At 39.1% G+C, this 22,134-nt stretch carries 26 protein-coding genes; 24 read left to right on the forward strand and 2 right to left on the reverse strand.

The annotated features are described in order from the left end of the window. The first annotated feature begins 106 nt into the window (after window positions 1-106). From T375_RS09910 to T375_RS09955, 9 genes are all read left to right on the forward strand, one after another. Window positions 107-448: an arsenate reductase family protein gene (locus T375_RS09910; RefSeq protein ID WP_044937877.1), complete on the forward strand. Its 342-nt coding sequence runs from the start codon at window positions 107-109 to the stop codon at window positions 446-448. A gap of 1 nt (window position 449) precedes the next feature. Then, a complete protein-coding gene (locus T375_RS13870; protein WP_330371750.1) occupies window positions 450-1,505 on the forward strand; it encodes a flavodoxin in 1,056 nt (351 codons plus the stop codon). A 40-nt stretch (window positions 1,506-1,545) separates the two neighbouring features. Beyond that, window positions 1,546-2,067, forward strand: a complete 522-nt coding sequence (locus tag T375_RS09925) for a macro domain-containing protein (RefSeq protein ID WP_044937879.1) — start codon at window positions 1,546-1,548, stop codon at window positions 2,065-2,067. A 60-nt stretch (window positions 2,068-2,127) separates the two neighbouring features. After that, entirely contained in the window at window positions 2,128-2,601 is a 474-nt protein-coding gene (locus T375_RS09930) for a hypothetical protein (protein WP_044937881.1), read from the forward strand. Window positions 2,602-2,635: 34 nt separating this feature from the next. Further along, window positions 2,636-3,037, forward strand: coding sequence for a hypothetical protein (locus T375_RS09935; protein ID WP_044937883.1), 402 nt, complete (start codon window positions 2,636-2,638; stop codon window positions 3,035-3,037). Between the two features lie 34 nt (window positions 3,038-3,071). Next, complete coding sequence (locus tag T375_RS09940; RefSeq protein WP_049960394.1) at window positions 3,072-4,025, forward strand: DUF4037 domain-containing protein; 954 nt, start codon at window positions 3,072-3,074, stop codon at window positions 4,023-4,025. Between the two features lie 389 nt (window positions 4,026-4,414). After that, a complete protein-coding gene (locus T375_RS09945) occupies window positions 4,415-4,672 on the forward strand; it encodes a hypothetical protein (protein WP_044937885.1) in 258 nt (85 codons plus the stop codon). A 51-nt stretch (window positions 4,673-4,723) separates the two neighbouring features. Further along, the gene (locus tag T375_RS09950; protein ID WP_044937887.1) at window positions 4,724-5,461 is read left to right on the forward strand and encodes an AlkZ-related protein; all 738 of its coding nucleotides are present in this window, start codon (window positions 4,724-4,726) and stop codon (window positions 5,459-5,461) included. Then, on the forward strand, window positions 5,458-6,003 hold the full coding sequence (locus tag T375_RS09955; protein ID WP_044937890.1) for an NAD(P)H-dependent oxidoreductase: 546 nt from the start codon (window positions 5,458-5,460) through the stop codon (window positions 6,001-6,003). Before T375_RS09950 ends, T375_RS09955 begins: the two co-directional genes overlap by 4 nt. Before the next feature lie 47 nt (window positions 6,004-6,050). Here T375_RS09955 and T375_RS09960 read toward each other — a convergent pair whose 3' ends face one another. After that, the gene (locus T375_RS09960) at window positions 6,051-7,877 is read right to left on the reverse strand and encodes a family 43 glycosylhydrolase (protein WP_044937892.1); all 1,827 of its coding nucleotides are present in this window, start codon (window positions 7,875-7,877) and stop codon (window positions 6,051-6,053) included. 115 nt (window positions 7,878-7,992) lie between these two features. Here T375_RS09960 and T375_RS09965 point away from each other — a divergent pair, with 115 nt between their 5' ends. From T375_RS09965 to eno, 14 genes are all read left to right on the forward strand, one after another. After that, window positions 7,993-8,730: a YdcF family protein gene (locus T375_RS09965; protein WP_044937894.1), complete on the forward strand. Its 738-nt coding sequence runs from the start codon at window positions 7,993-7,995 to the stop codon at window positions 8,728-8,730. A 51-nt stretch (window positions 8,731-8,781) separates the two neighbouring features. Continuing rightward, window positions 8,782-9,165: an SMU1112c/YaeR family gloxylase I-like metalloprotein gene (gloA2, locus tag T375_RS09970; protein ID WP_044937896.1), complete on the forward strand. Its 384-nt coding sequence runs from the start codon at window positions 8,782-8,784 to the stop codon at window positions 9,163-9,165. A gap of 17 nt (window positions 9,166-9,182) precedes the next feature. Then, window positions 9,183-9,452, forward strand: a complete 270-nt coding sequence (locus T375_RS09975; RefSeq protein ID WP_044937899.1) for a hypothetical protein — start codon at window positions 9,183-9,185, stop codon at window positions 9,450-9,452. Between the two features lie 23 nt (window positions 9,453-9,475). After that, entirely contained in the window at window positions 9,476-9,775 is a 300-nt protein-coding gene (locus T375_RS09980) for a hypothetical protein (protein ID WP_044937901.1), read from the forward strand. Between the two features lie 491 nt (window positions 9,776-10,266). Beyond that, on the forward strand, window positions 10,267-11,031 hold the full coding sequence (locus T375_RS09985) for a class I SAM-dependent methyltransferase (RefSeq protein WP_044937903.1): 765 nt from the start codon (window positions 10,267-10,269) through the stop codon (window positions 11,029-11,031). A 149-nt stretch (window positions 11,032-11,180) separates the two neighbouring features. Further along, entirely contained in the window at window positions 11,181-11,789 is a 609-nt protein-coding gene (locus T375_RS09990; RefSeq protein WP_197019853.1) for a TetR/AcrR family transcriptional regulator, read from the forward strand. A 31-nt stretch (window positions 11,790-11,820) separates the two neighbouring features. After that, window positions 11,821-13,608 carry an ABC transporter ATP-binding protein gene (locus T375_RS09995; RefSeq protein WP_044937905.1) on the forward strand — a complete coding sequence of 596 codons (1,788 nt, stop codon included), beginning with the start codon at window positions 11,821-11,823 and terminating at the stop codon, window positions 13,606-13,608. Beyond that, window positions 13,601-15,337: an ABC transporter ATP-binding protein gene (locus T375_RS10000; RefSeq protein ID WP_044937907.1), complete on the forward strand. Its 1,737-nt coding sequence runs from the start codon at window positions 13,601-13,603 to the stop codon at window positions 15,335-15,337. Before T375_RS09995 ends, T375_RS10000 begins: the two co-directional genes overlap by 8 nt. An 18-nt stretch (window positions 15,338-15,355) precedes the next feature. Continuing rightward, window positions 15,356-15,946, forward strand: coding sequence for an MptD family putative ECF transporter S component (locus T375_RS10005; protein WP_044937909.1), 591 nt, complete (start codon window positions 15,356-15,358; stop codon window positions 15,944-15,946). Then, window positions 15,946-16,650 carry an energy-coupling factor transporter transmembrane component T gene (locus T375_RS10010; RefSeq protein WP_044937911.1) on the forward strand — a complete coding sequence of 235 codons (705 nt, stop codon included), beginning with the start codon at window positions 15,946-15,948 and terminating at the stop codon, window positions 16,648-16,650. Before T375_RS10005 ends, T375_RS10010 begins: the two co-directional genes overlap by 1 nt. Continuing rightward, complete coding sequence (locus T375_RS10015; protein ID WP_155952502.1) at window positions 16,647-18,227, forward strand: ABC transporter ATP-binding protein; 1,581 nt, start codon at window positions 16,647-16,649, stop codon at window positions 18,225-18,227. The genes T375_RS10010 and T375_RS10015 overlap by 4 nt, the downstream gene beginning before the upstream one ends. Beyond that, window positions 18,217-18,654, forward strand: coding sequence for a GatB/YqeY domain-containing protein (locus T375_RS10020; RefSeq protein ID WP_044937913.1), 438 nt, complete (start codon window positions 18,217-18,219; stop codon window positions 18,652-18,654). The genes T375_RS10015 and T375_RS10020 overlap by 11 nt, the downstream gene beginning before the upstream one ends. Before the next feature lie 55 nt (window positions 18,655-18,709). Further along, a complete protein-coding gene (locus T375_RS10025) occupies window positions 18,710-19,192 on the forward strand; it encodes a flavin reductase (protein WP_044937915.1) in 483 nt (160 codons plus the stop codon). A gap of 177 nt (window positions 19,193-19,369) precedes the next feature. Then, entirely contained in the window at window positions 19,370-20,668 is a 1,299-nt protein-coding gene (gene eno, locus T375_RS10030; RefSeq protein ID WP_044937917.1) for a phosphopyruvate hydratase, read from the forward strand. Between the two features lie 56 nt (window positions 20,669-20,724). On the opposite strand, the gene T375_RS10035 is transcribed toward eno, so the two are convergent. Beyond that, the gene (locus tag T375_RS10035) at window positions 20,725-21,111 is read right to left on the reverse strand and encodes a DUF1284 domain-containing protein (RefSeq protein WP_044937919.1); all 387 of its coding nucleotides are present in this window, start codon (window positions 21,109-21,111) and stop codon (window positions 20,725-20,727) included. 786 nt (window positions 21,112-21,897) lie between these two features. Here T375_RS10035 and T375_RS13610 point away from each other — a divergent pair. Then, window positions 21,898-22,134: hypothetical protein (locus tag T375_RS13610; RefSeq protein WP_197019854.1), on the forward strand; the 237-nt coding region annotated here is incomplete at its 3' end.

Here is a 22,134-nt window from a genome sequence, read left to right on the forward strand (position 1 = left end):
TCCTTACTCGCGCTAGCGAGTGGTCTGTGGAGCTCGGGCAGACCTGGCCGCGGAGCGGCCTGCTAGGAATGGTACAATAATAAAAACTAGGACGGATAATATTTTTATGAACATACAAATCTTCGGCACTAAGAAGTGCAACGATACAAAGAAAGCAGAGCGCTTTTTCAAAGAGCGTGGCATCAAATATCAGTTCATCGATATGCGTGAGAAGGGCATGAGCAAGGGTGAGCTTACATCTGTTGCTTCTGCTAATGGTGGTATTGCAAATATGGTTAACGTAAATGCGAAGGACCAGGATGCTGTTACTTTGTTTCAGCATATTGCTGATGAGGACAAGTTGGAGAAGCTTCTTGAATCACAGCAGATTATCAAGACTCCAGTTGTAAGAAATGGAAAGCAGTCTACACTTGGTTATCAGCCTGATGTGTGGAAGAAGTGGGAGTAACATGGCAGAAGAGATTTTTGACGTCGTAGATGAAAATGGGCAGCCTACGGGCGAGACAGTGACCAGATCGCAGGCGCATGCTGAGGGCATTAGACATAGAACAGCACACATATGGGTGGTTCGTGAAAATGGAGATAAGACAGAGGTTCTTTTACAGAAGAGAGCTATGAATAAGGATTCTTTTCCGGGCAGATATGATACTTCATCAGCTGGGCATATTCAGGCTGGGGATGAGCCATTGGAATCTGCTGTTAGAGAATTGTCGGAGGAGCTTGGCATCCAGGCGGATCCAGATGATTTGAAATTTGCAGGAACATTTCCAATTCAGTATGAAAAGGAATTCCATGGCAAGCCATTTAAGGACAATGAAATTGCATTCGTCTATGTCTATGACGAGGAGGTAGAAATCGATAATCTTACCATTCAAAAGGAAGAGCTGGACAGTGTAGAGTGGTTCGACCTAGAGGAAGTGTATCAGGCATGCCAGCCACCAAGGGATGAGAAGTTCTGCGTTCCTATAGGCGGGCTTGAGATAGTTCGTAAATACGTTAAAGCAGATGAGGGGGATTTTTTCATGAAAACACTTATTATTTATTATTCCCATGAGGGAAATACTGATTTTGTTGCTAAAAAAATTGCGGATAAGATAGGCGCTGATACATTAAGATTAGTTCCTGTTAAAAAGTATCCAGAAAAAGGATTTGCAAAATTCTTCTGGGGTGGGAAGAGTGCTGTTATGGCAGAAACTCCTGATTTGGAACCATATTCTATAGATTTAGCTTCTTATGAGCAGATAGTATTTGGTTTTCCGGTTTGGGCTAGCAATATTACTCCACCACTTAGAACATTTATAAAAGAGAACCCTGGGATTAAAGAAAAGAGAATTGCAGCATTCGCATGTCAAAGTGGAGCTGGTGCAGAGAAAGCTTTTGGAAAATTGAAGGAGAGCATCGGGATAGATTCGCTTGCTGCTACACTTATTCTTATTGATCCAAAGGACAAGCCTAGTGATGATAATGATAAAAAAATAGAAGATTTTTGTAAGGAAATCTTTTAAGGTGAAAAATGTAGAAAAGCAGTAGAAGGTGAATAGTCTTATGAGCAGTTTTAAATTGATAAATGGATCATGTGCAGACCAAAAGGTTGATGCAGTTGTTAATGCCGCCAATAGATATTTAGCTGCCGGTGGTGGTATATGTGGTGTTATCTTTAGCAAAGCTGGAATGAGGGAACTATCCGATGCTTGTGATAAATGCAATCCACCTTTAAATGATGGTGAAGCAGCTATTACTCCAGCTTTTAACATGACTAATTGTAAATATATAATTCATGCAGTAGGTCCCAATTTTGGAGCTACCCCAAAAGCATTTAAGGAATTATTTGAAGCTTATTACAATTCGCTGGTTGTTCTTAAGGATAATGGTCTTCATAGTATTTCGTTCCCTTTAATAAGTTCAGGAATATTTGGCGGTAGTTTAGCAGATGCTCCTGGAGAGTCAGCTAAACAATGCAAGAGAGCATACGAGAGCTTCACTAAGGATTATCCAGATTATGACGTGGATGTATTACTTTGTGCTTTTACAAGTAGTGAAATGAAATCAGCTGAGGCGCAAATATAGGAAAGGGCCTGCTAGGAATGGTACAATAATGGAGAACGATGATATTTAGGAGTAGTTGATATGGGAAAAAAATTTGGCAATTTATGTGCGTTTTTACTGCTAGCTGTTTTGGAATTTGCCATTTTGACATTTGGATACGTACTCATAGAAGATTACATTACATACCGAAGAACCGACGATTTAATTGATAGAATTGTTGTACTGGCAGTTGTAATTGTAGTAGGGATTGTGATTCCCGCGTACGTGGTTTTCTGGAATATTTATACAAGTAAGGCATCTAATTGGGAATATACACATGCTACACTTACAGGACATGAAGAAAGGTACCAAGAATATGTGGTTCCCGGTTCTCATCCTAGAACAGCAAGAAAATACAGGAAATACAAGGACATTCAGATTAAATATACTGTTAACAACAGGGAATATATCAAATATATTTCTGATCATGAAGCTAATAATCGAAGACATGGCAGGGTGAGAATTAAGTATCTGAAGAAACGTCCATCATATTTTAGAATTGTTCGGGGGAATTAGGATAATAGGAACGTCTAACTAGAGGATTAATAGTATGAAAAGATTGGTTATTATCACATTATGTATTGCTTCAATTGGTTTAATGGCATGTAAAGATGCTGAGCAAGATGAATTAAATGAACCAATTTATTCTCCAACTGAAGAGATAGAGGTTGAGGTACCAGAGCTAGAAGAACCAGTTCAGGAATACAGCATGTCTTCTTTGATAGTAATGGTTGAAGAAGGAACCACTGAAGAGCAAATCCAAGAGCTTTGTAATGCTTATAATCTTGAGGTTATGTATAAGTACGATGTGATATCTGGATATGCATTGTCTATAAAATATACAATTAATGACCAGCAGTTAGATGCCCTCATTGAATCAATAGAAAGCTATAGCTTTGTTACTGGTGTAGAGAAAGATTCGATTATTCAGCTAGATGACGTGGAGGAATAATTCAGAAATGCAATCAATTTATAGGGGATAAATAATGCAAAACGCAGAATTTGAAAAGAGTCGCCGGTTTTATGAAAATCAAGTGGCTCCTATGATACATGAAAAGTTTCCTAAATATGAATCAAGAATAGCGGTAGGCATAGTTGGCGAAGGTTCAGATTGTTTTGGTTATGATGATTATATGTCTCGTGATCATGATTTTGGTACTGGCGTGTGTCTATGGATTACCGACGAGGACTTTGATGAAATAGGATGCCTTTTATCTATAGCATATAATGAGCTTGCTATGCAGTATGGTGGTGAAAAGCTTACAGAACGACTTCAAGAGCGAAGAGGGGTTATGACTATAAGGTCATTTTACTCAAACATTCTTTATATTGATTGCAACACTAAAGACTGTATTCTTACGGAAAATGATTGGCTTAATCTAGAACATAGTTGTCTTGCTACAGCAACAAATGGAGAGGTCTTTAGAGACGATTTGGGTGAATTTACAAGATTCAGGAATCTTCTTTTAAGCTACTACCCAGATAGCATTTGGAGAAGAAGAATAGTAAATGAGCTTCATCAGTTTTCAGCAGCTCTTCAGGTAAATTATTCTAGATGCATGACTAGAAATGATATTGTGGCAGCGGAGCTTTGTAGAGCAAAAGGCCTTGAGGCAGCTATGGAGCTTTACTTTTTGCTTAATAGAAAATTTGCGCCATATTATAAATGGACTTACAGAGCTTTATCTGAACTAGATAATGAGGGCGAGTATGCAATGCTTGTTAAAAAGCTTGCATCTACTGTAAGCGATGATGCAGCATGGAGATTTAATACATATAATCCTAGAAGTATCAATATGAAAGATAAGGTAATAGCTACTGCTGAAGAAATAGCAAAAGCCATAGTTGAGCTTCTTAAGGAAAACGAGTTGATAGAAGGTAGTGATTCCTACTTGGAAATATATATCGATGAAATATTGAAGATTTATAAGGGAAAATAAACAATGTGGGAGATTGATTATATGAATTATTATGTCAGTGTGGCATAACTTTTTGATTGATTTTCAAATCCTACGGGCAACTGATTAAAAATTTGATTTTGAACCGTAGGAATTGGGGAGATTTGATGTAATCAGGGCTGAGGTATTATTAATTAACACACACATTCTATAGAAAGTCTAATAATTTGTCTGTAATTTATAGAAATTCATTGAGATAATACACACTAGGGGTCATTTTTCTCATTTTCCTACGGGTGAAATGTCCTATTTGAAATTTGAACCGTAGGATTTCAATTTTCTTCCTTATTTTAGGTTTAGCGGCAACAGCGAGACTTATTTCCTTATTCGAGATAGTATAGAGTCATGATTCATTAAAGTGGAGGATAATTATGGCATTTATTGGAATTGTATTAGTAACATTATTGATGATGGCAGCATTCTTTGCTGTTGTTGGAGTGGTATTGTTTCTCATTGGCCTAGCTATCACAGCTATTATCAGCAGTGCTGTCCTTGCCAACACTGGCAAGCCTCTTAGTGAATCTAAGAGAAAGAAAACCTTAGTTATAGTACTTCTTATAGCTGCTGTACTGGCGCTGATTCCATCAGGCTTTGTAATCTATCAGTTTGTAGCTATGTTTTTGATGTAGGTGGCTGCCTTAGGGCTTTTTTGATGGGTTAGAATGGGGGATATTAAAATAATGCCTAATGAAAATGGTACATGGGTAATGTATGGAGTGGAATGGGATGATCCAGAATGTTTACATACAGTTGATGAAGCAATTGAATATATAAATGAAATCGGATTTCTGCCTCTATTTAAGAATGAAATTCCCGGATTTTCATTAGAAGAGCGCACAGTTCCCGAATATTGGTGGAGTGGCAATCCAATACTTGATCCATGGGAATGGAGAGAAATAATAGCACGTCGTGGTGACATTGCCTACGGTAAGTTTTTTAATAAGAAAGCTGGATTTATTTCAAAGGAATGGTTTCCATATTTTGCTAATTACAGGCGTGATGGCTATGATTTTGATGCTTTATGGGATGATGAAAAAGCTTCAAGACGCCAAAAGAAAGTTATGGATGTTTTAGAAATCTGTGATGAAATATATTCTAATGAATTGAAACAAAAAGCAGGCTTTGGCAAAGGCGGCGAAAAAGGCTTTGATGGTACAATCACTGACCTTCAGATGATGACATATCTTACAGTACGTGATTTTAGGCAACGCAAGAACAAAATAGGCGAAGCCTATGGCTGGCCTATCGCCATATATACTAAGCCTGAAAACATCTATGGGCGTGACCATGTGGCATCTTTATATAGTATGAATCCGGCAGAATCTGGAAAAGCTATAGCTGAGCATATTATGGAAGTATATCCTATAGCAACTGAAAAACAGATTAGAAAGATTTTACGGGGAGTGATAAGAGTATGATTTTATTTATTAACGCATGTGTAAGAGAAGAATCGCGAACAGAAGTGTTAGCAAAGGCTTTGCTTTCTAAGCTAGGAGATTATGAAGAAGTAAAGCTTGAGGATATCGATTTTCCAAAGACAGATGAGGCTTTCTTAAAGAAAAGAGATTCGCTAATTGCTGCTGGTACGTTTGATGATCCAATGTTTACGCTGGCCCTTCAGTTTGCAAAGGCAGAGACAATTGTTATCGCAGCACCTTATTGGGATTTATCATTTCCAGCTGTGCTTAAGCAGTATATAGAGCACATCAATGTCCTTGGTATTACGTTTGAGTATACTCCAGAAGGCATCCCAAAAGGACTATGCAAAGCAAGTAAGCTGTATTACGTAATGACAGCAGGTGGTACTTATGTTCCGGAAGAATTCGGATTTGGATATATAAAATCCCTAGCAGAAAATTTTTATGGAATAAAGGATATAGAATTGATTAAAGCAACTGGGCTGGATATCTACGGAGCTGATGAAAAGGCAATTTTAAAAGAAGCTGTGGACAGGTTGTAGAGTATATAAAGAAGGCGAGGCTGTGGCCTCGCCTGTTGGCCTTAAATTTATCTAACCTTTACAACTTGCCCTTTTGTAATCCCAACTTCATTAAACGAATCAACCCTAGCGTATACTGATTGTCCTTTTACAAGTGCGGCTATATTCTGACTGTTTTTGCCAAATACCATATAACTGTGATACAGCTTATCTTCAGCATATCCCCATAAAATATTATGTCCTAGTGCAGAATCATTATCCCAGCTCACCATCATATCCATTTCGGTTTCATTATTGTAATCATATTTTACTCCGGATGCAGGCTGTGGTGCATTTCCGTTACCTTTACCGAATATACGAATTCCAGAGACTTTTATTTTCTGATTGAATGGAACTTCCAACACAGTCAATTTAATATATCTAAAGGATTTAAATTCTTTTAAATCAATAAAATCGTTTGCAAGGTCTATATCGGATTTTGATTTATCACAAAGAATTTCATAGTTAATGCCGTCAATTGAGCCTTCTAAAATCCATTTTGTAGCACGAGGTTTCTCGTCAATATATCTGATTTCATGAGCGATGAGTCTATCTGCATCTGCCGGTATTTCATCAATAATATCCTGATCAGCAAAATTAAGCTGAATCATGCGAACATTCATAACTTCGCCTAGATCCACCTGTGCCCATTCATTATTTGATGTATCAGCAATCCACCAGTCCCTGATACATTCATTTGTTAAATTTTCCTTGTTTGTACCAGATGACACTGTGACATTCTTTTTATAGGAAAGAAGCATGAAATCTGGATCAGCAAAAGCAGGTGCATCAACATTTATTGGCCAATCTCCATACATTTGGTCACAATATAAATCATTGTCTTTATCAAAACCTGCTTTCCAAAGCCCCAAACGTCTTTCCATATCGTTATTTACTGAAATTGATATTGATGCAGTGTGCCAATATTTTCCATCTGAGCCAGCCACTGTAGATCCATGTCCAGCTCCATTAGCAAATCCACCGGGCTTATATGAGAATGGATTATTAGCTGCATATTTAAAAGGCCCCAAAGGATTATCGCTTACAAGCACTCCGTCATTGTAGACATTAACTTGGGTAGCAGGGCATGCATATTGCAAATAGTATTTTCCATTATGCTTAGTCATATAAGCTCCCTCAATGTAAGGATCGTCACCAGCAAATCCTCTTGCGAGACGTTTGACATCATCTTCTGTGATAAGTCCTTCATTACGGCGATTTTCCTCAGGCATCTTCATTAAATCTGCGAAAATAGCCTCTGTAGCTGCAGCTATACCTTCAGGTGTTTTACCACTGACGTGATCCATTCCACTTCGCTCATAGCCGCGGTTCTTATTATCCATATTAAACATAACCTGTTTTTGGCCTATAGGTTTCATGGTCTTTGAATCAAGTTCGACACCCCAAATCGGAGTGATATTAGAGCAACCCCAATATAAATATATTCTTCCGTCATCATCGCAGAAAAGATTAGGATCCCAAAATGCAAATGAACCTTTTATTTCTTCAAATGGCTCATTAATTGGGTCCTTTGATCTATAGAAATTACAAATGCCAGAACGCTTTGATGCGCAAAAATATAAATAATCGCCAATCGCTCTAACATCAGGTGCATAGTCAAAAATAGGAATAGGTTTATCTAGCTTATGATATTCCCAATCTATCAGATTCTCGCTAACAAAGAATCCTGCTGTCATAGAAGGAAATAAGTAATACTTTCCCTTAAAAAATTCCATAATAGGGTCTGCAGCCTCTCTGTATATTGCTAACTTTGCATCACCTAGCCCAGGCATATTAGGCTTTTGATAATTATATTTGTATGGCAAATTCATGGGATTGCAAAAATACTTACTCATTGTCCATTACCTCCAATTTTATTATCATTAATTTTATATTATAATCTTATAAAAATGATTGACATTTCTTATACAGAATACGTCTTTTTTTCTTAAATTCGAAAGGGAAAGAGTAATGCGAAAATTAAGATTAGTTTATGCACTTTTTGCCATTCTTTCAGCATTGTATTCAATTGCTGTATATATGGTGGGAAGTGGCACATTTTCATTTATTATATGGGTCTTTGCAGCTATATTTTGGGGCTTCCTATATCTGATGGACAAGAAAAAATTATGGCCCAAAGTACCTAAAGCGATAAGACTTGTTTTCAGAATTATTGTAGCCACTGGTATCGGTATTTTCATCATATGCCAAGGATGTATACTCACTCAGTTCTTTTCAAAAGGAGAGAACGGTGCAGATTACATCATTGTCCTGGGCGCACAGATGAAAGACTGGGGACCAAGTGTAGTCTATAAGGCAAGGCTTGATTCTGCCGTTGATTATTTGAATAGTAATCCTGACACGAAGGTAATTGTTACAGGCGGCCAGGGAGTCAACGAATCCATCTCCGAAGGTGAAGGCGGGAAAATATATCTTATTGAACAAGGCATATCAGAAGATAGAATAATAGTTGAAAGTGAGTCACGAGATACTAATCAAAATATCAGCAATGCGATGAATCTTGTGGAGGTATCAGCTGATATGAAAATAGGCATCGTCACAAACAATTTCCATGTATTCAGAGGAGTGATGATTGCAAAGCGCTACACAGATGCTGATGTGACAGGCATTGCTGCGTTCACAGAATACCAGTATCTTCCAAACAATATGGTGAGGGAGACTTTTGGGATTTTGAAGGATATTTTCTAGAAGATAGTATATAATCGTTATATTATTAATTTAAAGAAGGAAGAGTTTATTATGGATTTATCTATGATACATCATGTGGCTATAATCGTTTCTGATTATGAAAAGTCCAAGGATTTCTATGTTAATAAGCTAGGATTTGAAATCATCAGAGAAAATTTTAGGCCTCAGAAGAACGATTGGAAGCTAGATTTGAGGATAAATGAGTCAACTGAACTGGAGATTTTTGCACCTCAAAATCCGCCTAAAAGACCATCATATCCAGAAGCTTGTGGCTTTAGGCATTTAGCGTTTGCAGTTGATGATATCGTAAATACGGTAAATGAATTGAATGCCATTGGAATCGAATGCGAGCCCATCAGGATTGATGAATTTACAAATAAAAAAATGACATTCTTTTTTGATCCAGATGGATTACCACTAGAATTACATGAATAGATTGAGAGGTTAGTTTTATGTATTATGTTCCAGACGGCACAGAATTAGCAGGCTTTTATGAATGCTCAGAATGTGCTAACAGATTTTTATCAGTTCAGGTTGGTCCAAGTTTGGTTTGTCCATACTGTGGCAAGGAGCCAGATATGGAAATTGGACCAGATGAAGAAATGCCAGTGGTCAAGGAAACAGCAAAGCTTTTGCAGGTTGTTAGAGGTGAAGAAGAGGTTGAGCGTATGGACGCACTTCTCTCATTAGCTGTTACCGGTGGCGATTATAATTGGATGTAGAAAGAATGGAGATATAAATATTTATGGGATTTTTTTCAGAGATAGATGGAGAGCTTAAGCCATCGGATGAATATTTAGCTACTCATAAGCTGGAAGGCTATGAAGAGGGCGACATGGAACACGACGACTATGAAGTAGAGGATGACGAAGTGGCCATGTCTCTTATGAGAAAATGCAAGGATTGCGGCAAAGCCTTTACTTTGGCTGGCGCCATTAAGGAATTTGATTCCTATTTTGATGGCGAGTTTTTCTACATGGAAGAATTTGTCGGCCAGGTTTGTGGCAAATGCGCTATTGCTGATGTAGAACAGGATTTTGATTAGGCGAGGCATTTAGCCTTGTTATTATTCGAATATTGTATGGCGAGGCATTTAGCCTCGCTTTTTTTGTGGTCGTTTTTTGCCCCCAAATATACTATTTTCAATTTAAAAGTATTAAAAGGGAGTATTTTTCAATTTTAATACTCGATGATTTGTTATTTATGGATAAAAGCTACATGCTGTGTATTAATAGATTAACTCAAAGTATTAAAACAAAGTTATTTAAATATTTAATACTTGGGGGCATTGTGAATATAAGTGGGCCAGGACAAATCAGGTATTAAAAATATAATTAAGGCTGTTTTAATACTTTTAAGTTGGGAGAGAGGTCGATTATCCATTAAATAGATATAAAAATATATAAAGAATTTGAGATATCGTCCTTTAAACCATGTCATAGCTCATTTTTACATAAAAAATGACAAAGTTAGACATACCTAACTAAAAGTAGTATTATGTAATCACATTAATACTATTTAAGAGTGGAGGGTAATATGAAACCAGATTACAAAAATTGGATGCCTAAGGGAATGATTCTGGGAGTGCAGACTGTATCAGTATTTTTTCTTGTGCTGACGTACTTTACTTTTTACAGAACACCATTGGGAAAAGTTTTTTTGGCACTAACAGTGATATTTTTATTGTGTAGCATTTGGATGTATTTGATGTATAGAGCTTTCTCATATGATGGCAAGCGACAGATGTCAAAACAAATAATTAATGGAGTCTCTTCATATATCAGCATTCCAGCAGGCGGAAAATGTCTTGATGTTGGTTGTGGAAGCGGTGCACTGAGTATTGCATGTGCAAAGAAAAATCCTGAGGGTGAGATTACAGGAATCGATAGATGGGGCAAGGAATATGCATCCTTTAGCAAGGCGCTCTGCGAGAACAATGCAAAAGCTGAGGGCGTTAATAATACCACATTCTTGCAGGGAGATGCTTGTTCTCTTGATTTCCCAGATGAAACATTTGATGCTGTTACAAGCAACTATGTTTATCACAATATACCTAGCAAAGATAGGCAGGCGATTCTTTTAGAGACACTGAGAACTCTTAAGAAGGGTGGAACATTCGCTATTCATGACATCATGTCTAAAAGCAAATATGGTGATATGGAAAGTTTTGTTAAAAAACTGAAGGATATGGGGTATGAAGAAGTAAAGCTTGTAGATACAACAAATGGAATGTTCATGAGCAAATGGGAGTCAGTATGGATGGGCCTGAGCGGCTCCGCAATTCTTATGGGAAGAAAATAGGCCAGATATTAAAAAGGCGAGGCTAAATGCCTCGCTTTTTTTATGGCAATGATAATTTTTTAAGATACTATTTGACAAGTTAGCTATACCTAACTATAATGTTAGTCGGAACTAACAAGTTAACAGTGTTAACTTTGAAAGGAATTCACGTGAAAACCAAAGAAACTAAGGAACAAATTTTAAAAGCCGCAATGGAAGAATTCATGGAGAAGGGCTATAAGGATGCCTCCATGAGAAAAATCGCAAGTAAAGTAGGTATCACAGCCACCGCTTTGTATAGGCACTATGCCAACAAAGAGGAGATTTTTGATGCTGTAGTTGAGCCTGCTGTTAGTGCTTGGGAAGGATTATGCCAGACAGAAGAGGCAAGGCAGGTGGGCACTGCTAGAGAAAATGGCGTTGATGCCATGTGGGAAGATGAGGATCAGGCGAAAATTATCGTTAAGCTCATTTACGATAATTTTGACGCCCACAAGCTTTTGTTTTGCAAAAGCGAGGGCACAAAATATGAGAATTATCTTCATACGATTGTCTCAAAGGTGCAGGAAGCTACGCTAGCTTTCAAAGATGAGCTTGAAGCTGGAGGTATGCTTGTAAATTCAGTTGATGAAAATGAGATGCATTTGCTTTTAAGCGCGCAATACACAGCAATGCTAGAGATGGTTCATCATGATTTCACATACGAGCAGGCCCTTCACTATTGCGATACCATATCCAGATTCTTTAAGGAAGGTTGGAGAAAATTCTTAGGTTTCTAAATTTGTTCTTGTTTGCCAGAAGGAGGAATTTATGAAGAAAAAAAGTACGTTCTCCTGGGTTATTCATTTTGCAGGGAGAAAGAAAAGTTTTTACATCGGCAGTGTGCTGTTGGCCATTATCGGTGTAGCCATGTCATTTATTCCATATTTGATAATTGCTAAGATTGTTGGAATGCTTTTATCAAAGGATATGTATTTCAGTCATTACATGTCACTGATTTTGATGATGGTGTTATGTTGGATTCTTAGAGTTGCACTTCACTCAACATCTACAACATTGTCCCACATTGCCACATTCAACGTATTGGGCGGGATTAGAACTCAGCTTTGCAAGAAGCTTTCGACCATTCCACTTGGTTCGGTTTTGGATGACAACAGTGGTGCCTACAAAAATATTATTGTAGAGCGCGTTGATTCTATGGAAACTACTTTGGCTCATATTGTGCCTGAGTTTACAGCAAATATCTTGTTGCCTATAGTCATGTTCATTTACATTCTTGCTTTGGACTGGCGTATGGGCTTAGCAAATCTCATTTCAGTTGCAATCGGTTTATGTTTTGTGGCTGGTATGATGGCCCGAAGTCAGGGTGAATTCGAATATACGATACAGAAAACTAAATATTTGAATGATACAGCTGTTGAATATATCAATGGTATCGAGGTTATCAAAGCCTTTGGTAAGACCGGAAGTTCTTATGAAAAATTCGTGCTTGCTGCAAAGGAAGGTGCAGATTGCTTCATCAATTGGATGAGAAAGTGTATCTGGTTCCAGGCGGGAAGCTTCGCATTTACACCAGCTACATTTCTTGGAGTGCTCCCAATTGGGTTACTTTTAGTGAAAAATGGTGGCATGACACCAGAGGATTTCATCACATCGGTAATTCTTTCGGCAGGTCTTATGGGGCCACTGATGATTGCCTTTTCGTACATGGATGACATTATGAAAATGCAGGCAATCTTTGGAGAGGTTACAGAAATCATTGAAAGAGAAGATATGGTGAGACCTGACACTCTAACAAAGCAGCCGGTGGGCTCTGATATCACTCTCAGAAATGTGCATTTTTCTTACAAGGATAAGGAAATTTTGCACGGCCTGAATATGGATATCAAGCAAGGTGAGGTTAACGCATTTGTGGGACCTTCTGGCTCAGGCAAGAGTACCATTGCCCGTCTCATCGATTCACTGTGGGATGTGAATGAAGGCGCCATCACTTTTGGCGGAGTTGATATTAAGGAGCTTCCGCTTGATTATTACACAAGTCAGATTGCTTATGTTGCCCAGGACAACTATCTGTTTGATATGTCCGTTATGGAAAATATCAGACTGGGCAAGGCTGGTGCTACAGATGAAGAGGTTATCGCTGCAGCGAAAGCTACTGGATGCCATGAATTCATCCTTGGCCTTGAAAATGGTTACGACACCATTGTTGGTGGCGCAGGCGGACATCTATCAGGAGGAGAGCGACAGAGAATCTGCATAGCACGAGCAATGCTCAAAGATGCACCGGTTGTAATTATGGATGAGGCTACCGCATATACGGACCCAGAAAACGAAGCGCTGGTACAGGAAAGCGTGGCAAAGCTGGTACAGGGCAAGACACTTATCGTTATTGCTCATAGACTTTCAACAATCATTGATGCGGACAAGATTTTCGTTATTAATGAGGGAAATGTTGAGGCAGAAGGCACTCATGCACAGCTCCTAGCTGATTGTCCTCTCTATAGAAATATGTGGGAGGCTCACACCATGTCGAAGGACGATGACAGAGTGGATTCAGTTATGGGTTCTGAAGCTAGAAGGGAGGCCGCTCATGCTTAAAATTCTGATGAAATTTTTCAAATTCTGTAATGAAGAAAACAGAAAAAAGTTTTATAAATCAATTGCATTAGGTGTTATCGATGCATTTTTTGCTGGCATGAAAATTCCTGCAGCTTATTTTGCAATTGATGCCATTGTGAATAATAACATTACCGTAAATACGTTTTTACTTGTAATGGGATTTATGCTCTTAAGCACTGTTGGAAAAATGGTTATAAATAGGTTCTATCAGATGCTTCTTACAGAAGGCGGCTATAGGACCTGCGCTGGCAAGCGAATCGAAATTGGCGAGCATCTCAGATATTTGCCAATGGGATATTTTAATGATACAAGCCTGGGACATATCACATCTGTCACCACCAACACTTTGGAACAGACAGGAGACATTGCAACCCGCGCAATAATATTAGTTATGCAGGGCACAATTACAACCCTCATCGTTAGCCTTGGTATGTTTATTTTTGATGTGCGAATCGGCTTGATATGTATTGCTGTTATCCTGATTTTCTTTATCTTCAATCAGTTTACAAATAAGAGCGTAGAGAAGGTTGCCCCTGAGAAAATTGAGTCAGATAAGGACATGGTTGGCGTAATTCTTGAGTTCATCCAGGGCATTGCAGAAATCAGAAACTACAACATTATCGCCATGAACAACGCAAGACTCAATAAAGCAATCGAAAGAAAAACAAAGGCTGATATCAAAGCGGAGATTGCAGCTATTCCTTTGGTAGGCGTGCAGATGCTCATCTGTAAGCTTGCGGGAGTTGTAATTGCAGGCGCATCAATTGCTTTTTATCTGAATGGCACCATGAAGCTCACATACTGCATCACAATGATGCTTTGTGCATTCATCATCTTTGAGTCCCTTGATTTGGCAGGAACTTACACAGCCCTTATTAGAATCATTGGAAAAGGCGTTGATATGGTAAATGAGATTATTGAAGTTGAGCAGATGGATATTAATGGTGAAGATATTCAGCCTTCAAACCGCGACATTCATCTTGATCATGTCAGCTTTGCATATGAGGACAGGACTATCATCGACGATGTGACCCTTGATATTAAAGAGAAAACTACTACAGCTATCGTTGGCCCATCCGGTGGTGGCAAGACCACGCTGACATCCCTTATTGCAAGATTTTGGGATGTGAAATCCGGCAAGGTCACACTCGGCGGAAGAGATGTAAGGGACTACAGCTTCGATTCTCTGATGGAGAATTTCAGCTTTGTTTTCCAGCGAGTTTATTTGTTTGAGGATACAATTGCAAATAACATCAGATTTGGCCGTCCGGAGGCTTCCATGGATGAGGTAATTGCGGCAGCCAAGAAAGCATGTTGCCACGATTTCATCATGTCACTTCCAGATGGATATGAGACATTGGTTGGCGAAGGCGGAGCCACATTATCAGGTGGAGAAAAGCAGCGAATCGCTATTGCTAGAGCTATCATGAAGGATGCACCAATCATCATTTTGGACGAGGCAACAGCCAATGTGGATCCTGAAAACGAGAAGGAATTGACAGAGGCAATCGAGAATCTTACTAGAGAAAAGACAATCATCATGATTGCCCATAGACTGAAAACTGTTAGACACGCAGATCAAATCCTGGTCATCGACAAGGGCAAGATTGTCCAGCAGGGCAAGCACGACGAGCTCATGGCTGTGGATGGCATCTACAAGAATTTCGTTAGCGGTCGAAAGAAGGCTGTAAGCTGGAAGATTGCGTAATTAATTTGGAGGAAGAAAATGGATAAGAAAAAATTGACAGCAAAGGATTTTATTACAGTAGGAATTTTTACAGCAATTGTATTTGTAGTGGAGTTTGCATGTGGCATCCTTGGTTTCATTCACCCATACATCGTAGCGTCATATGTAGTGATGATTCCTATTGTTGGCTCAATTCCTATGATGCTTTTCTACAGCAAGGTAGATAAGTTTGGAATGATTACAATTATGTCAGTATTAATTGCAATCATTATGTTTGTTACAGGTATGGGGTTCTTAGGAGCACCACTTATTATCATAGCTGGAGTAGTTGCTGACTTTATTGCAAAAGCGGGAGATTACAAACAGTTCAAAATGATTTCCATTAGTTATGCAGTATTTTGCCTTTGGATTTGCGCCAATTATTTTCCTGTAATTGTGACTGCAAATTCTTATAGAGAATCCCTTCTAGAAGAGGGCTATTCAGCAGAATACACAGACAGTTTGCTTAGAGCAATCAACAGCAAAACTATATGGGTTCTTTTGATCCTTTGCCTTATTTTTGGATACATTGGTTCCTATATTGGAAAAATAGTTGTAAAGAAACATTTTGAAAAGGCGGGAATTGTTTAATGAAAATCAAGCTGGATCCACGAACGAAAATTTATATGATTTTTGTGGTATCTGCCATTGTTATGATGAGTGCCACCACGCCATTTTTGTGGGGCCTTAGAATTCTAACTACCATGGTGCCTATCGCACTTTTAATTGCAGAGAAACGCTATGCAAGCGCATTGCGTTTCTTTGCGCTGTATATAAGTGCGTTGATTCTGACTTTCTATTTCTTATCATCGGAATCAACTGGTCTACTTAGGGCGCTACTGACGGGCTATTGCGGCATTATTGCACAGTTTTTACCTGCATTCATTACTGCCTGGTACGTAATTCATTCTACAAAGATAGATGAATTTATGGCGGCGATGCAAAAAATGCATGTTCCAGATGGCATCACCATCTCTCTTGCAGTGGTCATGAGGTTTTTCCCAACCATCAAAGAGGAATATGGTTCTATAAGAGATGCCATGAAGATGAGAGGAATATCTTTGGCAGGAGGCAATGCAGCAAAAATGGTTGAATACAGAATGATTCCCCTGTTATTTTCATGCGTTAACATCGGCGACGAATTGTCGGCAGCGGCCATCACTAGAGGACTTGGAGGGGAAGTTAAAAGAACCAGTGTTGTGGAGCTTAAGTTGCACGTTTTTGACTGGATTTTGATACTCTTGTTTTCAATCGCAACAGTTATTTTTGTTTTGAATAAGTACATTTTATTATGAAGAATATAATCGAAATTAAAGACGTAGGTTTTCAATATAAGGGGTCAGAGGAAGGCCTATTAAACAATGTTTCTCTTAACATAACGCAAGGAGAAACTGTGCTTTTGTGTGGAGCATCTGGCTCAGGAAAGACTACAATTATCAGATTGATAAATGGGTTGATTCCTCACTATTATCCAGGTGATTATAGCGGTACAGTTCTTGTGGATGGACATGAAATAAAAAACACTGAGCTCTATGATTTGGCAGGTGTGGTAGGTACTGTCTTTCAAAATCCAAGGAGCCAGTTTTTCTCTGTTGATACAGATGGTGAAATAGTATTTGGACCTGAGAATATTGGCTTGGACCCTGATGAAATCAGAAGACGACAGGACATGGTCGTAAAGGATATGAACCTGGAAAAGCTCATGGGCCGAAGCCTCTTTGATTTGTCAGGCGGCGAAAAACAAAAGATTGCCTGTGGCTCAGTGTCGGCACTTTTGCCTAATGTTATTCTTCTGGATGAGCCTTCTTCTAATCTGGATTGGGACGCTATCAAGGACTTGAAAAATGAAATATTCAAATGGAAGAGTGAAGGCAAGACTATCGTAATTTCGGAGCACAGATTATGGTACTTGAAGGATTTGCTTGACCGAGTTATCTACATGGACAATGGGGAGATTGCCGGCGAATACAATGGAGATGAGTTCTTCGCATTTACGGATTCAAAAATTAGAAGCTTAAAGCTTAGGCCGGTGAAAATTGAAGAGAAATATATAGAGAAGTTTACTGACATATCTTCAGGTCTGGGCGCACTGAGAAATTTTAGCGATTATGGAGATTCTATTAAGCTGAAAAACTTTTATTTTACTTATAAAAGAAGGCCATATATTTTCCGAAAGAAAAAGCTATCGGCTGAGGATGGGGATATTCTTAATCTAAATCTACCGGAGCTAACTCTGCCTAAGGGAAACGTGATAGGTGTAATTGGCAGAAACGGCACAGGCAAATCCACATTTCTTCGGTGTCTATGCGGCCTTGAAAAGGACTGCACAGGTGAAATCATTTATAGAAATAAAAGGTATCGTGGCAAGGATTTGATAAACATCAGCTATCTTGTTATGCAGGATGTGAATCATCAGCTTTTTACAGATAGTGTAGAAGCTGAAGTGATGCTTTCTATGAAGGAAAAGGATATCGAAAAATGCAACGAAATCCTTGAGAGATTGGGCTTGCTTGAATTCAAAGACAAACATCCCATGGCTTTATCCGGAGGTCAAAAGCAGCGTGTCGCCATTGCATCTGCCATAGCCGCAGGGGCAAAGCTTCTTTTATTTGATGAGCCTACATCAGGCTTGGACTATTCTCATATGGTGAAAGTGGCTGAGCTTTTGAAGGAGCTGGCAGCCAGCGGAAGTACTGTGTTAGTATCCACCCACGATCCAGAGCTAATCGAGCTTTGCTGTAATCACATCATCCGAATAGAAGATGGCAAGGTGGTTTCTTCAGATTTCTGTAATTGCGCCATGGATTTACGCATTGATAAGGACTATAATCTAGGTAATAGATTAGAGGAGGATAATGAAAATGCAGTTTGAAACATTACAAAAAGACATGGTTGCAGCAATGAAGGCAAGAGATAAGGCAAGAAAAGATGCCATTTCTTCATTGGTTTCTGATGTAAAGAAGGCCGCTATCGACGCTGGCACTAGAGATAACATTGCAGATGATTTGGTAGATCAGGTTATTCTCAAGTCATTAAAGACAGCAAAGGAGCAGCTCGACACATGCCCAGCTGAGAGAACAGATTTAAAGGAAGAGTACCAGTTTAGATATGATGTAATCAAAGAGTACGCTCCTGCAATGATGAGCGAGGATGAGATTCGCGCATTCCTTCAGGAGAATTTTGCAGAGGTGCTTGCTTCTAAGAACAAGGGCGCAATCATGAAGGAAGTCATGCCAGCACTTAAGGGCAAGGCAGACGGAAAAGCCATCAATATGATTGTTGCTGAGCTTTGCAAATAATTTTTTTGTGCTTGAAATTCATGGATTTGTTGGACAAAAGGAAGGATAATTATCTATGGAGTTTAATACAAACATTTTTGAGCAGTACGACAAGAAGTGGGCGTTGCTTACTGCAGGGGATAAGGACAAGTTTAATACAATGACAATTAGCTGGGGTGGACTGGGAACTCTTTGGAATAAGCCAGTTGCTACAGTTTATGTTAGAACATCACGCTACACTAATGAGTTTATGAAAGACAACGATTATTTCACTGTTAGCTTTTATCCAGAAGAATACAAAAAGACTTTGGGCGTCCTTGGCTCAAAATCCGGCCGTGATATGGACAAGGTTCATGAATCTGGCCTTACTTCTAAGGAAGTAGAAAATGGAATCACATTTGAGGAAGCTGAAGTAACTCTTGTTTGCAGAAAGCTTATTTGCCAGAGACTTGAGCCAGAAAACATGATTCCTGAAATTGCAAAGCAGTTCTATGAGAATGAGGCCCAGCACGACATGTATGTTGGAGAAGTTGTTTTTATTGAGAAAAATGCTCAATAATGTGAGCTAAATATCCTTGAATATGATAAGGAGTTCTGTTAATCTACTTGTAGTTAGTAAGGGCTAACTATGTGTAAATCATTGCGGAACTCCTTTTTGTATTGTTAAGTGCAGCTGCTACCTGCCTTAACAATATGGAGTTCTAAAAAACAAATTCATGTGAAAGGATGGATAGTTATGGATTACTTAGAAATTGAAAAGGTTATTGGTAGAGAAATCCTCGACTCAAGAGGAAATCCTACTGTTGAATGCGAGGTCACACTTGTTGATGGAACAGTTGGACGCGGAATGGCTCCTTCTGGTGCATCTACAGGAGAGTTCGAGGCACTTGAGCTTCGTGACGGCGATAAAGGCAGATACTTAGGAAAAGGTGTTACAAAGGCAGTTGCAAATATCAACGGACCTATCGCAGATGCAATTTGCGGTATGGATGCCTCTGATATCTATGCAATCGACGCAGCTATGATTAAGGCAGATGGCACAAAGGATAAGTCAAACCTTGGTGCAAACGCGATCCTTGCAACATCAATTGCTTGTTGTAGAGCAGCAGCTACATCACTTGATATTCCTCTTTATAGATTCCTTGGTGGTATTCAGGGCACTAAGCTTCCAGTTCCAATGATGAACATTTTGAATGGTGGTGCTCATGCTGATAGCGCTGTTGATACACAGGAGTTCATGATTATGCCTGTTGGCGCTCCTTCATTCAGCGAGTGCTTACGCTGGTGTGCTGAGGTATTCCACGCACTTAAGGCAATCCTTAAGGAGATGGGAGATGTTACAGCTGTAGGTGATGAGGGTGGTTTCGCTCCAAATTCACTTAAGAATGATGATGAAGCTATCGAAGTTATCTTGAAGGCTATCAAGGCTGCAGGCTTTGAGCCAGGCAAGGACTTCATGATTGCTATGGATGCTGCATCTAGCGAGTGGAAGTCAGAAAAAGGCAAGGGCTTCTATCATCAGCCAAAGTCAGGCAAGGACTTTACAACAGACGAGCTTATCGATCACTGGGCAGCACTTGTAGACAAGTACCCAATTATCTCTATCGAAGATGGTCTTGATGAGGAGGATTGGGAAGGCTGGAAGAAGATGACAGCTAAGATTGGCGATAAGGTTCAGCTTGTTGGTGATGATCTTTTCGTAACAAACACAGAGCGTCTTTCAAAGGGTATCGAGAACGGATGCGGTAACTCAATCCTTATTAAGCTCAACCAGATTGGTTCAGTTTCAGAGACACTTGAGGCTATCAAGATGGCTCACAAGGCTGGCTACACAGCAATTTCTTCACACCGTTCAGGTGAGACAGAAGATACAACAATTGCTGACTTAGCCGTAGCTTTGAACACATGCCAGATTAAGACAGGTGCTCCTTCTAGAACAGAACGTGTTGCTAAATACAACCAGCTTCTCAGAATCGAAGAGCAGCTCGGTGGCGCAGCAGTTTACCCAGGAATCAAGGCATTCAATGTAAAATAATTCCTATTTGCATTAAAAAAGCAGGTTTTCTCACTTTAGAGTAAACCTGCTTTTTATTATGCTTTATTGGATTTCTCGCAGATGTAATTCCATCCGCAGTCGCCACAAATCTCAGCTCTAAGACCAGTATCAATTATCTTTGTTTTTACAGTTGAAATGAAGTCCTTGTATTTTATCTCGGTGCCATTGGAAATTCCGCATGCCTTTAAAACTTCATTATCGTATTTACGAACTTTTTCCTGCGAAGTGCATATGCCAGATTCATTATTAGGACAGTTCTTGCAGACGATATCAGTTTCAACCTTCAGTGTTATCAGCTGAGCTGGATCTTCCTCCATCTCATAAATGATGCGCCCCATATGATCAGTGAAATCCTCGCTATATCCCTTTCCCTCATAGAATTGAAAGCACATACCGTGGTGCGGTCTAAGTATTTTGCTCATGATGCCTCCTCCCTTTAGGATTTCTAGTATAGCACATTGTAAAGGCTTTGGCAGGGTAGTCAAGCAGGTTTGAAACTGGGACTGTGGCAAAGCCAACAGTTTCGGGGAAGGGTCTTGGACACGAAGAATATAGAAAAGGCTAAATCTTCGTGTCTACAAAAAAGCGGAATGACACGAAGAATTGAGAAATCCAGAGATTTACGTGTCTGAAAAAGAGCGGAAAGACACGTAGAATTGAAAAAGTACGGGATTTTCGTGTCAAAAAAAGAGTATGTAGACACGAAAAAAAGACAGTTGGGAGAATTTTCGTGTCTGCAAAAGGATGGAAAGACACGAAGAAACGAATAATCCTGAGATTTTCGTGTCGATGAGAGAACAGATAGACACGAAAAAAAGAGTATTTAAGTTATTTACGTGTCGAAGGTAGAGATTTTCGACACGAAGAAATGGAATATAGAGGAATCTTCGTGTCGGAGCAAGGGACCAACGACACGCGAAAGTAGGAAAAGTGAAAATCTGCGTGTCTTCTAGAAGGGTGAAAAGCACGCGGAAAAGTGAAAATGATGAAAACGCGTGTCTAAAAGAAGAGAGAAAAACACGCGGAAATAGAAAAAATGAGAATCCGCGTGTCTGATAGAAGGAGAAACGACACGCCAAAACAAAGAAATGAAGTGGTAACGTAAAAGTAGACACTACACGCATTATGTAGACATCTGTATTTTATAAAGGTAACATCTATTTATAAAAGTATTCTTGTTTACATAATCAAAGACAGCGAGGTGCTATATGCGATACTCTAAAGAACAAAAATTAGACATAGGACGCCAGATTTATAACCATGAATTAACCAGAGCGGAGGCAATGGAAAAATATGGTTGTAAAGGAACTTTTCTGGATACAAGCATCAGAGCTTATAAAGAATCCATTGGGGTTCCTACATCTACAACAATCAATGGAAAAAAATCTAAATGCAGCAACATAACTGAGCTTTCTTCCAAAGAGGCTGATATTGATGCATATATG

Origin of the sequence: Pseudobutyrivibrio sp. LB2011 (genome assembly GCF_000701765.1) — a bacterium.
In the GTDB taxonomy this organism is placed as follows: Bacteria; Bacillota; Clostridia; order Lachnospirales; family Lachnospiraceae; genus Pseudobutyrivibrio; species Pseudobutyrivibrio ruminis.